We start from the raw sequence: 13828 nt of genomic DNA on the forward strand, positions 1-13828 counted from the left end.
TTCCGTGCTGGTTTTCTGGTACGGAACGATACATTTTTATGGAATTTACAAATGAGGAACGCCGTCCCTGCGTGCCGGAAAAACGCCGCAATTTCCTAGATTTGCGACGTTTGAATGTCAGCCGGATTGATGTCGAAAATCACCCGATTCGCCGAAAGTTACATGCGTGGTTTTGGGGTGCGTGATCCTGTGGATGGTTTGTGCTGTAAGGCCAAAAGGGCAGGCTTGGAACGCGCCTCAATGAAAGATGGACGCAGGTTCACTGCTGCATCTTTAGACAGTAAAGGGCGCTTTGGCGCGCTTCAGCAGATGCACAGCTCGTTCGCCGATAGGAAAGCAGGACCGAATGCCCGCAATTTGCCAATGTCTGGTCCTGATGACGGCAAATACACGATTCTAGATATTAAACGTTTTAAAGTCTTGTCCGCGTTACTGGATCAAGGGGTCCCGACGGGGATTTGATTCAATAGCGCGAACAGAATGGCCGAGAGGATTGCGGCAGCAGGAACCGTTACCACCCAGGCAGCAGCAATCGTCAAGGCGTGGGAGCGGCGAACCAGCTTGCGACGACGACGCTCTTCAACCGGAATGGAATCGGTTACCGGTAGCGCGTGGCGTGCCTTTTTCAATCGTCGTTCTGTATCCCACTCGCGAAAGAAGCCGACGCCAAAGATTGCGCCGATGGCGATATGGGTCGAACTGACCGGCAATCCCAGCCAGCTTGCCAGGATGACCGTAATAGCGGCCGAAAGGGACACGCAATAAGCTCGCATCGGATTCAGCTTGGTAATTTGATTGCCGACCATCCGAATGAGTTTGGGGCCAAACAAGCACAAGCCGAATGAAATGCCACATGCGCCGATCAGCATAACCCAGAGTGGAATCACCACACCATCGTTTAAGGTGCCAGTCTGCGATGTCTGAACAATTGCCGCGAGCGGTCCAACCGCATTTGCCACATCATTTGCACCATGGGCAAAGCTCAGTAACGCAGCCGAAACGACCAATGGGATGCTAAACAGCACTTTGAGTGACTTGTTGCGGTTTTCGAGCCCACGTGACTGGCGACGAATGACCGGGATTAAAGCAATCCAACTTCCTACCCCAAAAGCCAAACCAATGATCAGGGCCACACCAATCGACACGTCGATTAATTGCTTCAGCCCTTTCATGATCAGGTATGTTGCAAAGGTTCCTGCCATGAGACCAACAAGGATAGGCACCCACACGCGAGCGGCTGCGATTTTATCTGGGCGATAGACGATACGGGCTTTGATCAACCAGAGAAAACCAGCGGCTATGATCGCACCCAGCAACGGCGAAATAACCCAGCTTGCAGCGATGGCCGTCATCTGGGACCAGTTCACTGCTCCGAAGCCTGCCGCGACGATACCAGCTCCCACGACCCCACCGACAACGGCATGCGTGGTCGAAACAGGAGCGCCGATCCATGTGGCAAGGTTGACCCAAAGCGCGGAGGCGAGCAAAGCTGCCATCATTGCCCAGATGAACGTGATCGGGGTTGCGAGTGTTTCCGGCGCAATGATACCTGTTGCTACCGTCGACACGACGTCGGCCCCGGCAATGAGCGCACCTGCACTTTCAAACACGGCGGCGATCGCAATCGCACCGCCCATGCTCAGCGCATTGGCACCAACAGCCGGCCCCATATTGTTTGCCACGTCATTGGCGCCAATGTTCAAAGCCATGTAGGCGCCAAAAACGGCTGCAGCTACAACAATGAGCATTTGACTGGTCTGGCCGAGCAGCATAGCCGCGCCAAGCCCGGCAAGCATGATGAATACAAGAGCAATACCTGGTGCCATTAGCGGACGTGAGACGTAACTCGCCGCCGTTTCCAGCTTGACGAAGCGGCCTAAGTCCCGATCCAGAGTCTCTAGATGCCGAGCTTCGAGATCTTCATTTGCCATGATTTACTCTTGATTTCTAACGCAGCGCACCGGCCAATATCGATGCTTATGAATGACCCATTTCGGGAATTTTCACCGTGTTTAAATGCGGCCGTTTTGAAAAGTCAATGATTCGAGTCCGCGACGAGCGATATGAACCACTGCCTGTCTAGCTATGATGGATGGTTCGCCCCTGAAAAGTGATTGTTCATGAGGTAGGGCTTAAGAGCCTATCGAGGATACTGAAATAGCGTGAAAATACACCACGCTTCGTCAGGTCTATGTGCTGCATGCACAGGGAAAAGGGTGGCGGATACCGCCCGCACAGCCTGCAGAAACCGACCGGGTTTTCTGCGGAAACTTCACTATGATCAACACTTCATTATTGAATATTCAGTTGCGGCGACCAGGCGTTTGCAGGCGCTAACCAGATCCGGTTCCGATAGCAGCGCACCACCGACGAGATACATGACCTCATTGCCATAAGCCTCGCGCATTTCCGGGATGCGGGCAAAGGTCATGCCGCCGCCGGGTGCCGCGACGATGGCCTTGGGGCCACCCATATCAACGGCACAGGCTTTTGCGATCGACAGGCATTCCTCGCGGGTAAAGCCGAAGCGGCCACCGAAATTGGGATAGACCACGGCGTCGGCGCCCATCAAGCGGTGCAGTGTGCCGAAAAAGGCGCGGTGCGAGAAACCACAATCGGGCGAGACGACATTGGCACCGGAGAAGGCCGGGTGGGAGACGATTGGCAGGGAAAAGTCTGGATCGGCAGCGAGTGCGCGCACGATATCGTAACCGGCGAGCGCCGGCGCAATCATGACGCCACCAGCGCCGCACTCCTGTGCCTGTTTTGCCCGCTCGATGATCGCGGTTGCAGAGCCTGTGATGTTGGGAACGAAGCTCGTGCGACCGCCACTCTTCGCATTCGCCTCACCGACAGCTTCGACGCAGGCCTTCAGCCGCTCCTCGAAGGGTGCCGTTTTCTGGTCGACAAGGCCGTGGTCGTCCTTCACAAAATGCATGCCGCCAAGCGCAAAATCATGAGCGAGACGGGCAAGGGCGGCAGTCGAAAGACCGACCGGCTTGATGGCGGACATCAGCAATGGTTTTTGGCCGACACCGGCCCGGGAACGCAAGCCGTCGATGCCGTGGCGCGGTCCTTTGCACAGGTCGAGCAGGCCCGGCGACAAGCCGATATCTTCCACCTTGATACCCGGCTTGATGGAGATGTTGCCGAAGACGATGTTGAGAAACTGCAGGAAATCTCCGCCGACATCGTCCTCCGAATAGGAGATTGCTGCGAGAAATCCCGACCTGCCTTCGGGGCCCCGGTGCAGGCTTTCCAACTGACCGAGTATCTCGTCCTCGACATAGCCTTTCGGCACGACGTCGCGCGGAATTTCCACGGTCTGTTCCAGCGCGATATCGAGCGCGCGCGCTTTGGCTTCCGCTTCGTCGGTAGCGCGCACGAAATAGGTGACTGTAAAGCGCGGTGCCATCAGAGCGCCTCGGCCTTCTGCGCGGAATGCACGTGGTCGAGACGCACTTCCGCCAATTCTTCCTCGCCGATGGCGAGCTCTTTGCCGACAAGCTCTTCAATTGCGTGGACCAGAGCGCCTGCGTCGAGGCCATATTTCTTCATGAGATATGGCTTCGAAGCGCCATGCGCGAAAGTGTCGTTGAGGCCAAGGCGCTTGAGGCGAATGCCTACCCCTTCTTCCGCCAGGATTTCCGCGACCAGCGAACCGAGCCCACCGACGATGGTGTGATTTTCCAGCGTGACGATGCCCTTCTTGCCGCGTGCGGCTTTCAGGAGGCCGTCCCTATCAAATGGCTTTAACGTCGAGGCGTGAAGATGGTGGATGCCGATACCACGCGCGGCGAGCGGACCGGTGGCGCGCAGAGCTTCTTCGGTGCACACGCCGGAAGAGACGACGAGGATGTCGTCGCCTTCCGATAGCGTGCGCAGCTTGTTGAATTCAAAGGGCGTTGAAAACAGACGGGGCACTTCGCCGCGCAGGATGCGCACGTAAACCGGGCCGTCGATGCTGTCGGCGACTTCCAGCACAGTCTCGACTTCGGTCGCATCGCCCGTTTCGAGGATCGTCATGTTCGGTACCGCGCGCAATACGGCGATATCCTCGATCGCCTGATGCGTAATGCCGCCCGGCGTGGTGATGCCGGGAAGGAACCCCATCAGTCGCACCTTACGGTTGGAATAGGCAATCGAGTTGATCAGTTGGTCATAGGGACGGCGATAGAGGAAAACCGAGAAGGTATGGATGAACGGCCGGAACCCCTGCATGGCGAGGCCACCAGCAAAGGACAACATGTTCTGTTCGGCCATGCCGAGAGTGAGAAACTGTTCCGGATGCCGGTCGCGAAAACCGTCGACCTCGCAGGATGAGGTGAGGTCAGCCGAAAGGCACAGAACTTCCGGGCGCACGGTCGCGAATGCTTCGAAAGCCTTGGCGTAGGGGCGATTGACGATTTCGACCATGGTCAGGCCCCTTCCATCGCAGTGAGATCGATGCCGAGTTCGGCTGCAAGTGCGGTCTGCATTTCCAGCCTCTCTTCCGCGCTCTTGAATCGGACATAGTGCAGGCGAGGAAAACGTTTCTTCAGGAAATCCATGCCCTGGTAAGGCGAGGTGTTGGCGAGGATGACGAGCGGCTTGCCAGCTTCCGCGCTTTCAGCAGCGGCACGCAGCGCGCCCAGATCATGGCCATCCACCGAGCGGCAGGTGACGCCGAAGGACGCGACGCGAGACGCAAGGTCGCCGAGGTCGAGCACGGAGGACATGGCCCCGTCGCATTGCTGGCGGTTTACATCGACGATGACGCGGATGTTGTCGATCTTGTGATAGCTCATTGCCGCGAGGCATTCCCAGGTCTGGCCCTCCTGGAATTCGCCGTCGGACATGTAGACCCAGACCTTGCCGGGCTCCTTTTTCCGAGGCCGTGCCCAAGCGACGCCCGAGGCCATGGAAAGGCCCTGCGCCAGCGAGCCCGTCGTCACTTCCATGCCGGGGCTGTGTTCGGCGCCGATCATCTCGACCGAGCCGCCGTCTTTGTTGAAATGGTCGAGCGCATGCTCGTCCATGCGGTCGGTCTCGATCAGCGCGGAATAGATGACGAGCGCATAATGGGCGGGCGAGATGAAGAAGCGGTCGAAGTTCGGACCGACGGGGCCGTGGTAGCCGGCACCGGTAAAGGCATCCGGATTATGCGCCGAGGGTACGCCGCGGAAAGGCAGCGGCACTTTTGGCAGGGTCGGTTCGCCGAGTGTCAACAACTCATTATAGAGCAGCGCTAGGCTCTCGGCAGCCGAGCACGCCTGGCTCAGATAGCCGCCATTGTTCTTCATCGTATGGAAAAAGACCCGTCGACGGATGCCGAGTGCGATTTCCTCGGTGGATTTTTCGTTGGCCAGAACCATCGTCTCAGCTCCTTTCCGGGAAGAGCGCCTTCAGACCTTCGGGCGACGGCGTTGCGATGCCGCGCTCCGTGATGAGGCCGGTGATCAGGCGTGCAGGCGTGACATCGAAAGCGGGGTTGGCGGCGGGGCTGCCCTCCGGCGAGATGCGCACGCTGGCAATCGAGCCGTCGGCCGCGCGGCCCTGGACGAAGCTCACCTCGTCGGCGGTGCGTTCCTCGATGGGGATTTCCTTGACGCCGTCATGTACCGTCCAGTCGATGGTCGGCGAAGGGAGTGCAACATAGAAGGGCACTTCGTTGTCACGTGCCGCGAGAGCCTTGAGGTAGGTGCCGATCTTGTTGCAGACATCGCCGTTTGCCGTGGTGCGGTCGGTGCCGACGATTACCATGTCGATATCGCCATGCTGCATCAAATGCCCACCGGCATTGTCAACGATCAGCGTGTGCGGTACGCCATGGCCGTTCATTTCCCATGCCGTCAGATAGGCGCCCTGATTGCGCGGACGCGTTTCATCGACATAGACGTGGACCGGGATTCCAGCCTCGACCGCCATATAGATCGGCGCGGTCGCGGTGCCATAATCGACGGTTGCAAGCCAACCGGCGTTGCAATGGGTGAGGATGCGCACGGGCTCGCCCGGCTTTTTCTTCGAGGCGATCTTGCGAATGACATCGAGGCCGTTGGCGCCGATGGCGCGGTTAAGCTGGACATCTTCTTCGGCGATCTCGGCGGCCCGCTTGTAGGCTGCATCCGCACGTTCTGCCTCCGGCAACGGGCGCAGATATTCGCGCATCGCATTCAGCGCCCAGCGCAGGTTGATGGCCGTCGGGCGCGTCTCGTTCAGCTCTTCCCAGACGGCATCGAGATGCGCATCGGATGGATCTTTCGCCATGGCGATGGCGACGCCATAAGCAGCCGTGACACCGATCAGCGGAGCGCCGCGCACCCACATATCGCGGATTGCTACAGCAACGTCTGCGACGGTCTTCAACGTCACGACGCGGAATTCATGCGGCAGCCAGCGCTGGTCGATGATGTCGACGGAGCGTCCGTCTTCGTTCAGCCAGATCGTATGGTAGTGGCGTTCTCCGACTTTCACGCAAGGATCTCCTTTTCAAGCCGCTCCACCGTCTCACGGATATCCCGGAGACTATGGATGCGCTGCCGGTTGACGGCGAGGTGACGCCCGAACTTCAGCGCCTTGGTCTCGCAAGAGGCGCGGCGGTCGGGGTCGGCGATGGTTTCGAAATCGGCATTGTGGGCAAGACCCAGGATGCGGCGGTGGGTTTCGACGCCGGCAAAGCCCAGCATTTCGTGCCAGATTTCGTCGATGACGATGTTAAGCGCCTGTTCGGCAGCAAGCGGGTCCTGACGATCTTCGAAGAGACTTGCCTGATAAAGGATACCCTTGCGTTCGGAGCGCCACAGAGTAGCGAATTCGGCGCGGAACGTTTCCCACAGCGTGTCGATCGTATCGAGCAGATAAGCGCGCATGCCATCGCGTGCGCCGGGTGCGGTCTCATGACCGGCCTGCGAGAAATAGCTCATCCAGAAATTGGCGATCAGCATGCCGACGTCAAAGCTGATCGGACCGTAGAAGGCAAACTCCGGATCGATGATGCGCGTCTCGTCGTCGGTCACCATGACCGAACCGGTATGCAGATCGCCATGGCAGAGCGTTTCGGCCTTGGCGGAGAAGAGGTGTTTCAACCGCTGTGCCTCTACCTTGAGCTCACGGTCGGCGCGCAGTTCCGCAACGATTGGATCGAGCTGCGGTGTGGTGTGGTGATTGAGCTTTGCCTCGAAATATGGATCGGAAAAAACGAGGTTTTCCGTGATGTCGCAGAGCTCGACATTGTCAGAGAAAAGCGCGACATCCGCCTTTTTCTCGCGGGTCGCCATGGAAAGGTCGGACCCCCGGAAGAGGGTGCGGGCGACGAAAAGGCCCAGGTCGCGACCGATTTTCGGGAGCTCGCGCCCATCAATCAGCGCACGGCGCAGGATGATATGTGGCGTCAGAAACTCCATGACGATGATTGCCTGGGCCTCATCGAAATAGAGGATGTCCGGCACCATGCCAGGATCGCGGACGCCCTGGCGCTTGAGCGCGTGATATTCGAAGAACGAGCGCTTGAGTGGGAGCGGCCAGCTTTCGCCGACAAGACGCACATAGGGCAGTGCCTGCTTGACGATCACTGCCCCCGTCTCACCCGTCACGATGAAGACGAGATTGAGGTTTCCGTCGCCAACTTCCCTGATGGTCCAGCGGGACGAATCGCCCCCGATTTTCTCATTCAGAGCGGTGTTGCCGCCCAGCCGAACCGGCAATGTCTCTGTGCTCAGCGCCTCGAAGACGTGGCTGTCCATGATGTTCTCCTCCTGCGCATGGGCCGCCTCCACCACGCGCCGCCATGCCGTCCTTGCCAACAGCTAAGGCATCATTCTGTCAAATGTCAATGGTCTTGACATTTGATGATTGCCTATCCTAACTTGGCATCAGTGGGAGGACTAAATGAGCGAACAGCCAGTGTTTCGCATTGAGGGCGTGCGTAAATCCTTTGGGCCGGTGACGGTACTGCAGGGTGTGGACCTCGACCTCAAGGTAGGCGCAGTGACGGTTTTGATGGGTGCCAACGGTGCCGGAAAATCCACGCTCGTGCGCATCCTCTCCGGCGTCTATAAGCGCGATGCCGGAACCATCACGCTGGCGGGCGGTGTCTTCGAACCGGCAAAACCGGCCGAGGCGATCCGCGCGGGTGTTGTCACCGTGCACCAGCACATCAATGACGGCGTCGTCGCCGACCTCGATGTCGCGACCAATCTTACGCTGGACCGGCTGAACGGGCGCGGCGCGCGACTATTCTTCAATCCGCGCCGGGTACGCCGCGAAGCGGCTGCGGTTGCCTCGCGCATGGGGCTTGCCATCGATCTTTCGGCAAATATCAATGACTTGACGCTTGCCGACCGCCAGATGGTGGCGATTGCGCGCGCCATGGCGCATGAGCCGAAAGTGCTGATCCTTGACGAACCGACATCGTCGCTTTCCAGCGCCGAGGCGGACCGCCTGTTTGACCTTGTTGACCGGTTGAAGGCACGGGGCGTCGCTATTCTCTATATCTCGCACCGCATGTCGGATATCCGCCGCCTTGCGGACAGTATCGTTTCGCTGCGCGACGGTCGCATCACTGGCCGCTTCGAAGGACCGGAACTTGATTACGAAGGCGCGGTCAACGCCATGCTCGGTCGCAAGGTGTCAGCCGGTGCAGTTGATGTACGCGATGCTGGTCGTCCGGTCTTCAGTGTGAGGGGCCTCAAGTTGTCAGAACAGGCGCGGCCCTTTGATTTCGATCTCGGTGACGGCGAGATTGTCGCCGTCACCGGTCTTGTCGGTGTCGGCAAAACGGCGCTGGCAGAAACGCTATTTGGCGCGCGCGCCCCGACAGCCGGCGAAATGACGCTGGATGGTGTGCGCTATGCACCGAAAACGACGGGCCAGGCTATTGTCGAGGGCGTTTTCCTCGTTGCCAAGGACCGGGCGATCAGCGGCATCGTGCCCGATTTTAATATCTACGAGAATATCAGCCTGCCGTTCCTGCGCCGTCGTTCGACTTTTGGCATTGCCAGCCGCCGGGCGGAGAAGGCAGCGGCGCGCCAGCAGATTTCGTCGCTCAGTGTTGTTTGCCGCAGCGAGCGCGACGAGATGCAAACGTTGTCGGGCGGCAATCAGCAGAAGGTTATGGTTGGCCGCTGGCTGTCCGAGCCATCACGGCTGCTTATTCTTGACGAACCCTTCCAGGGCGTCGATATCGCCGCCCGCCGTGACATCGGTGAGAAACTGCGTGCTTCGGCGGCCGGGCGCACCACCATTCTTTTCGTGACGGAACTCGACGAAGCCTTCGAAGTCGCCGACCGTATCCTCGTGATGTCGGAACAGACCATCGTGGGCGAGCACCGCAATGTCGACATCGATGTCGAGCGGCTGCTCTCCGAGATTGCCGGACAATTCCATCAACAGGTCAGTGCATGATGATAAGTGAAGAGAGCAAACCCGCCGCCACCGGCACCGTTCCGCCAGCGGCCCTGAATATCCGGGAAACCGCGATCAAATATGGCTTCCTCGTGCTGCTTGCTGGCCTGGTGCTCTATTTCTCACTGGTCACCGGCGGTTTCGCCTCGCCGCAGAGCGCGGTCTTCATCCTGCAATCTGTATCGATCACGGGCATTCTGGCGCTTGGTGTCACGGCGACGCTCGTCGTGGGCGGCTTCGATCTTTCCATTGGTTCGGTTGCCACCACTGCCATGATGGCCTCGTCCTATGTGATGGTGGTCATGGGCGGGGACGCTCTGACGGCGACACTCGTCTGTCTTGCTGTCGGCGTACTCGTCGGCCTCGTCAATGGTATTATCATCGTCTATATGCGCGTTCCGGATCTTCTGGCGACGCTTGGAATGATGTTCCTGCTGCTCGGTTTGCAGCGCATCCCGACCGAAGGGCGCTCGATCGCAACGGGCATGACGTTGCCGGATGGCTCGACCGCAACGGGGGCTTTTAGCCCAGCCTTTCTGGCGCTTGGCCGTCACCGCTTCGATTTCATCCTGCCCAATCTCGTGCCGGTCTCGGTCGTCGTGCTGATCGTGCTGGCTATAGTCATCTGGTTCTTCCTTGAATACACCCGTTTCGGTCGCATGATGTATGCCGTCGGCTCCAATGAGCGCGCGGCAAGCCTCGCCGGAGCGCCCGTCAATGCCTACAAGATCTCGGCCTATATCATTTCAGGGGTCTTTGCCTCGATCGGTGGCATTCTGCTTGCTGCCCGACTTGGGCGCGGCGACATCGCTTCGGGCAACAATCTGCTTCTCGACGCCGTTGCTGCTGCCCTCATCGGCTATGCCGTGTTGGGCGCTGCCAAGCCAAATGCGTTCGGCACAGCCGTCGGCGCTCTCTTTGTCGGCATTCTGTTGCAAGGCCTGACGATGATGAACGCGCCTTACTACACCCAGGATTTCGTCAAGGGAGCGGTGCTCGTCATCGCCTTGATCTTCACCTTTGCGCTCTCGAAAAGAGGCAAACGCTGAGGCGGGAACCTTCAGCGGGCTACCAATATTCATCAGTGGAGGAGACTGACATGAATTTTACTCGTAGAACCCTGGGCAAGTTGACGCTCGGGCTGATGGCCGCGGCAACTTTTGCCGCGCCATCCCTTGCTGCAGATATGCCGAAGCCTTTCGACAAGCCCGGTGATGTGAAGATCGCATTGGTTCGCTATCTTTCGACCGGTGATTTCTTCCAGTCATACCTCGCGGGTGTGGAAGCGCAGGCCAAGTCGCTGGGTGTCCAGCTACAGGTGTTTGACAGCCGTCAGGATGCGGCCCTTCAAGCCGATATGGTCGATCAGGCCATCGCGCTCGGCGTTCAGGGCATCATTATCCAGCACGGTTTGACGGAGTCCATGAAGGAAGCGGCCAAGCGCGCGGTCGATGCGGGAATCAAGGTCGTTGCTTTCGATGTGAACGTCGAGAACGAGAAGATTCCGCAGGTTGAACAGTCCGATCATGACCTCGCTCGTTTGGCGCTCGAACAGGCGATCAAGGACAATGGCGAGAGCTTCAAGGCTGGCTATGTCTATGTTGCAGGCATTGCGCCGCTTGATCGTCGTGACGAGACATGGAAAGAGTTCAAGGCGAAGTATTCGGGCATCAACGAAGCTGCCCAATTTGGTACGATGGATAATCCTATCGCCAATTCGGTCGCCAATCAGGCACGTTCGGTGATTTCCGCCAACCCCGATATAACAGTGATGTTTGCTCCCTATGACGAATTCGCCAAGGGTGTGAAGATTGCCGTCGACGAAGCTGGCATGTCATCCGACGTCAAGATTTACTCGGCCGATATCTCGACCTCCGACATCGCTGCCATGCGCGAATCCGGTTCTGCATGGGTTGCGACGGCCGCGACCAACCCGGCTGTGGTCGGTCAGGTTTCCGTGCGTTCGCTTGCCATGCTGCTTGCTGGCGAAAATCCAGGCAAGCAGGTCATCGTACCGCCAACGCTGATCACGCAGAAAGATCTCAACGATCAGGACATCAAGAACATGGAAGAACTCGGCGTGAAGCTGCCGCAGTTTTCTCATGCCGATGTCGCTATGCCCGCATGGATGCCAAAGCCCTGAATTAGAGCATTTCCAGCAAAAGTGCGAAGCGGTTTTGTGTGGGATAATGCGGCGAAACAAATACCTGGAGCGGTTCCTGCGACACCAGTTTTAACTGGAACCGCTCCAGGGATGATGAAATGAAGAAGGGGCGGTCCATCGGGCCGCCCCTTTTGTATAGCCGGTTGAGGGAAGGGGCAGTTGCCTGCCCTCAACCCGGAGGATCAGCGCATAGCGGCTGCAATGTTGCCGCCATCGACGGTGGTTACGTCGGCAGTCGTGCGTTCGGCGAGCGCGTGGTGCACGAAGGCGCGGGCGACGTCTTCTGCCGTCACTTCGAGACCGAGCAGGTTGCCGCCCATATATTCTTTGACTGAGAGGCCCCGCGCCGCCGCACGGTTGGCGATCATCTCATCGTTCAGCAGGCCGGAGCGGATGCGGTCAGCATTGACGGCATTGACGCGGATGTTGTCGGCACCATGCTCCAGCGCGTATTGGCGCGACAGGAAAAGCGTTGCCGCTTTCGGCAATCCGTAAGCGCCAAATTTCGCGCCGGGATTGACTGCCTGCTTGGAGGCATTGAACAGCAGCACGCCGCCGGTCTTCTGCGCCTTCATGATGCGCACGGCATTTTGTGCGACGGTCTGGTGGGCAAAGAAATTCAACTCGAAACTCTTGCGCAGCAGCGCGTCGTCCATCGTGGCGATCGGGCTTTCCCAGGCCGCACCCGCATTGGAAACGACGATGTCGACGCCGCCGAAGGTAGCGACCGCCGTGTCGAAGGCGGCGCGCACGGAGGCGGGATCGGTGATGTCGCAGGCAATGCCGATGGAGTTATTTCCGGCGGCCTTGGCAGCCGCTGCGGCCTTCTCGCCATCGAGATCGAGTGCCACGACATGAGCGCCCTCGGCTGTGAATGCCTTGACAACGGCAGCACCGATGGCCCCCGCGCCGCCGGTGACGACCGCGACCTGTCCCGTGAATGGCTTCGGCTTCGCGCCCGCGAGCTTTGCCTGTTCCAACGACCAGTATTCGAGGTCGAAGAGATCGGGACGGCTGACGGGTTCAAAACGACCGACGCATTCGGCATCGCGCGCGGCTTCGATCCACATCTCACCAACATCGCTCGCTATGGTCGCATCCTTGAAGGTCCGGCCATGGCCAAACATGCCGAGGCCCGGCACCAATGTCAGGCGCGGCATAGGATCAAGCATGGTGCGCTTGACGTTGTCGCGCCCGTCGTTGCTGTGGAAGTACTCTGTATATTCGGCGGCGAAGGCTGCGACGTGCTGATCGATAACCGCGCGGTAACCGGCAAGGTCGTCCGTGGCAGGTGCAGGCAACACCATCGGTCCGGTCTTGATGCGGATGGAAAGGTCGGGTGTGGACACGCCGCGCGCCGCCATGTCCGTGACCTCGGCCGCGTTGACGAAATCGAGAATGGCCGGAGACGTGCGGAATACGCTGATCATCCGGTCGTAGCGGCCTTCTCCCTTATCAACGGCCACGGCGCCGCGCAGCATGGAAGCGATGTCACCCGGGCTTGCCAGCGAAGCGGGCAGGGCCGCGGGCGTGAACGGATTGCGACCGTTGTTCCTGACGTGATCCTCTGCGACTGTGACATAGTGGATCATCCGGTCATAAGCTTCCTTCGCTGTCGCGCCGAACGTGAAGATGCCGTGTTTGTCGAGGATAAGACCTTCGACTGTCGGGTCCTGCTCGAAAACCTCCGCTGCGGCCTTGGCAAGCGCGAAGCCTGGCATGATATAGGGCACGAAACCCATCTTCGTGCCGAATAACTCGGCGCTCATCTCCCGGCTCTTCGCCTGGTCGGCAATGGCAAGGATGGCAGTCGAATGGGTGTGATCGACGAATTTGTGCGGCAGGAAGGCATGCAGCAGTGCTTCCACCGACGGGTTCGGAGCTGAGGGATCGATCAGATTGGCGCGCAGCAGCGTCACCATGTCTTCGTCCGAGAGTTTTCCGAGCTTGCGGCTTTTGAGGAGCGCACTGATTTTTACGGCGGGGAGGCCTGCCGGTTCGATCGTCCCCATGTCCCAGCCGCTGCCCTTGACGCATAGTACCGCATGAGCATCGCCGACGAGGTCGGTTACCTCGGTCTTTACCGATGTGTTGCCGCCGCCGTGCAGTACCAGCCTTGGCTCTCCGCCTAAAAGCCGTGTCGTATAGGTGCGCAGTGCGAGATCGCGGTTAATGCCCTTTGCGGCATAGTCGGTAACGACTTTTTCCGCCTCTTCGTCGCGCCAGAGATTTTCCATGGTGTTCAGCCTCCCGATAAACCGGTCCGACCGGCATCGGTGGACC

The 13828-nt window shown here is 59.0% G+C and carries 12 protein-coding genes; 4 read left to right on the forward strand and 8 right to left on the reverse strand.

The genetic code is table 11. The annotated features are described in order from the left end of the window. Positions 1 to 129 precede the first annotated feature (129 nt). Positions 130 to 462 carry a hypothetical protein gene (locus FIB18_RS02245; RefSeq protein ID WP_140019212.1) on the forward strand — a complete coding sequence of 111 codons (333 nt, stop codon included), beginning with the start codon at positions 130 to 132 and terminating at the stop codon, positions 460 to 462. Here FIB18_RS02245 and FIB18_RS02250 read toward each other — a convergent pair. The 6 genes from FIB18_RS02250 to mtnK form a co-directional block, all read right to left on the reverse strand. Beyond that, a complete protein-coding gene (locus FIB18_RS02250) occupies positions 438 to 1931 on the reverse strand; it encodes an inorganic phosphate transporter (protein ID WP_140019213.1) in 1494 nt (497 codons plus the stop codon). The two genes, FIB18_RS02245 and FIB18_RS02250, sit on opposite strands and share 25 nt — an antisense overlap. Before the next feature lie 350 nt (positions 1932 to 2281). After that, entirely contained in the window at positions 2282 to 3415 is a 1134-nt protein-coding gene (locus tag FIB18_RS02255) for a RuBisCO large subunit C-terminal-like domain-containing protein (RefSeq protein WP_140019214.1), read from the reverse strand. Next, entirely contained in the window at positions 3415 to 4416 is a 1002-nt protein-coding gene (locus FIB18_RS02260; RefSeq protein ID WP_140019215.1) for a transketolase family protein, read from the reverse strand. Before FIB18_RS02260 ends, FIB18_RS02255 begins: the two co-directional genes overlap by 1 nt. Positions 4417 to 4418: 2 nt before the next feature. Next, the gene (locus FIB18_RS02265) at positions 4419 to 5354 is read right to left on the reverse strand and encodes a transketolase (protein WP_140019216.1); all 936 of its coding nucleotides are present in this window, start codon (positions 5352 to 5354) and stop codon (positions 4419 to 4421) included. A gap of 4 nt (positions 5355 to 5358) precedes the next feature. Then, complete coding sequence (gene mtnA / locus FIB18_RS02270; RefSeq protein WP_140019217.1) at positions 5359 to 6453, reverse strand: S-methyl-5-thioribose-1-phosphate isomerase; 1095 nt, start codon at positions 6451 to 6453, stop codon at positions 5359 to 5361. Then, the gene (gene mtnK, locus FIB18_RS02275; RefSeq protein WP_140019218.1) at positions 6450 to 7721 is read right to left on the reverse strand and encodes an S-methyl-5-thioribose kinase; all 1272 of its coding nucleotides are present in this window, start codon (positions 7719 to 7721) and stop codon (positions 6450 to 6452) included. The genes mtnA and mtnK overlap by 4 nt, the downstream gene beginning before the upstream one ends. Positions 7722 to 7866: 145 nt before the next feature. Between mtnK and FIB18_RS02280 the strand changes: the two genes are divergently transcribed. From FIB18_RS02280 to FIB18_RS02290, 3 genes are read left to right on the forward strand one after another with little or no spacing between them, the layout of a single operon-like run. After that, positions 7867 to 9381 carry a sugar ABC transporter ATP-binding protein gene (locus tag FIB18_RS02280; RefSeq protein ID WP_140019219.1) on the forward strand — a complete coding sequence of 505 codons (1515 nt, stop codon included), beginning with the start codon at positions 7867 to 7869 and terminating at the stop codon, positions 9379 to 9381. Further along, complete coding sequence (locus FIB18_RS02285) at positions 9381 to 10430, forward strand: ABC transporter permease (RefSeq protein WP_140019394.1); 1050 nt, start codon at positions 9381 to 9383, stop codon at positions 10428 to 10430. Before FIB18_RS02280 ends, FIB18_RS02285 begins: the two co-directional genes overlap by 1 nt. A 50-nt stretch (positions 10431 to 10480) precedes the next feature. Then, positions 10481 to 11524, forward strand: coding sequence for a substrate-binding domain-containing protein (locus FIB18_RS02290; RefSeq protein ID WP_140019220.1), 1044 nt, complete (start codon positions 10481 to 10483; stop codon positions 11522 to 11524). Position 11525: 1 nt separating this feature from the next. On the opposite strand, the gene FIB18_RS24925 is transcribed toward FIB18_RS02290, so the two are convergent. Next, entirely contained in the window at positions 11526 to 11663 is a 138-nt protein-coding gene (locus FIB18_RS24925; protein WP_174977380.1) for a hypothetical protein, read from the reverse strand. 64 nt (positions 11664 to 11727) lie between these two features. After that, on the reverse strand, positions 11728 to 13782 hold the full coding sequence (locus FIB18_RS02295) for a bifunctional aldolase/short-chain dehydrogenase (RefSeq protein ID WP_140019221.1): 2055 nt from the start codon (positions 13780 to 13782) through the stop codon (positions 11728 to 11730). Between the last annotated feature and the right edge of the window lie 46 nt (positions 13783 to 13828).

The organism is Brucella pecoris (assembly GCF_006376675.1).
Lineage (GTDB): Bacteria > Pseudomonadota > Alphaproteobacteria > Rhizobiales > Rhizobiaceae > Brucella > Brucella pecoris.

Coding starts and splice junctions, on each gene's coding strand:
- FIB18_RS24925 (WP_174977380.1), bottom strand. CDS start 11,663: ATGGACCGCCCCTTCTTCATTTCATCATCCCTGGAGCGGTTCCAGTTA.
- FIB18_RS02250 (WP_140019213.1), bottom strand. CDS start 1,931: ATGGCAAATGAAGATCTCGAAGCTCGGCATCTAGAGACTCTGGATCGG.
- FIB18_RS02280 (WP_140019219.1), top strand. CDS start 7,867: ATGAGCGAACAGCCAGTGTTTCGCATTGAGGGCGTGCGTAAATCCTTT.
- FIB18_RS02295 (WP_140019221.1), bottom strand. CDS start 13,782: ATGGAAAATCTCTGGCGCGACGAAGAGGCGGAAAAAGTCGTTACCGAC.
- FIB18_RS02245 (WP_140019212.1), top strand. CDS start 130: ATGTCGAAAATCACCCGATTCGCCGAAAGTTACATGCGTGGTTTTGGG.
- mtnK (WP_140019218.1), bottom strand. CDS start 7,721: ATGGACAGCCACGTCTTCGAGGCGCTGAGCACAGAGACATTGCCGGTT.
- FIB18_RS02285 (WP_140019394.1), top strand. CDS start 9,381: ATGATAAGTGAAGAGAGCAAACCCGCCGCCACCGGCACCGTTCCGCCA.
- FIB18_RS02255 (WP_140019214.1), bottom strand. CDS start 3,415: ATGGCACCGCGCTTTACAGTCACCTATTTCGTGCGCGCTACCGACGAA.
- FIB18_RS02290 (WP_140019220.1), top strand. CDS start 10,481: ATGAATTTTACTCGTAGAACCCTGGGCAAGTTGACGCTCGGGCTGATG.
- FIB18_RS02265 (WP_140019216.1), bottom strand. CDS start 5,354: ATGGTTCTGGCCAACGAAAAATCCACCGAGGAAATCGCACTCGGCATC.
- FIB18_RS02260 (WP_140019215.1), bottom strand. CDS start 4,416: ATGGTCGAAATCGTCAATCGCCCCTACGCCAAGGCTTTCGAAGCATTC.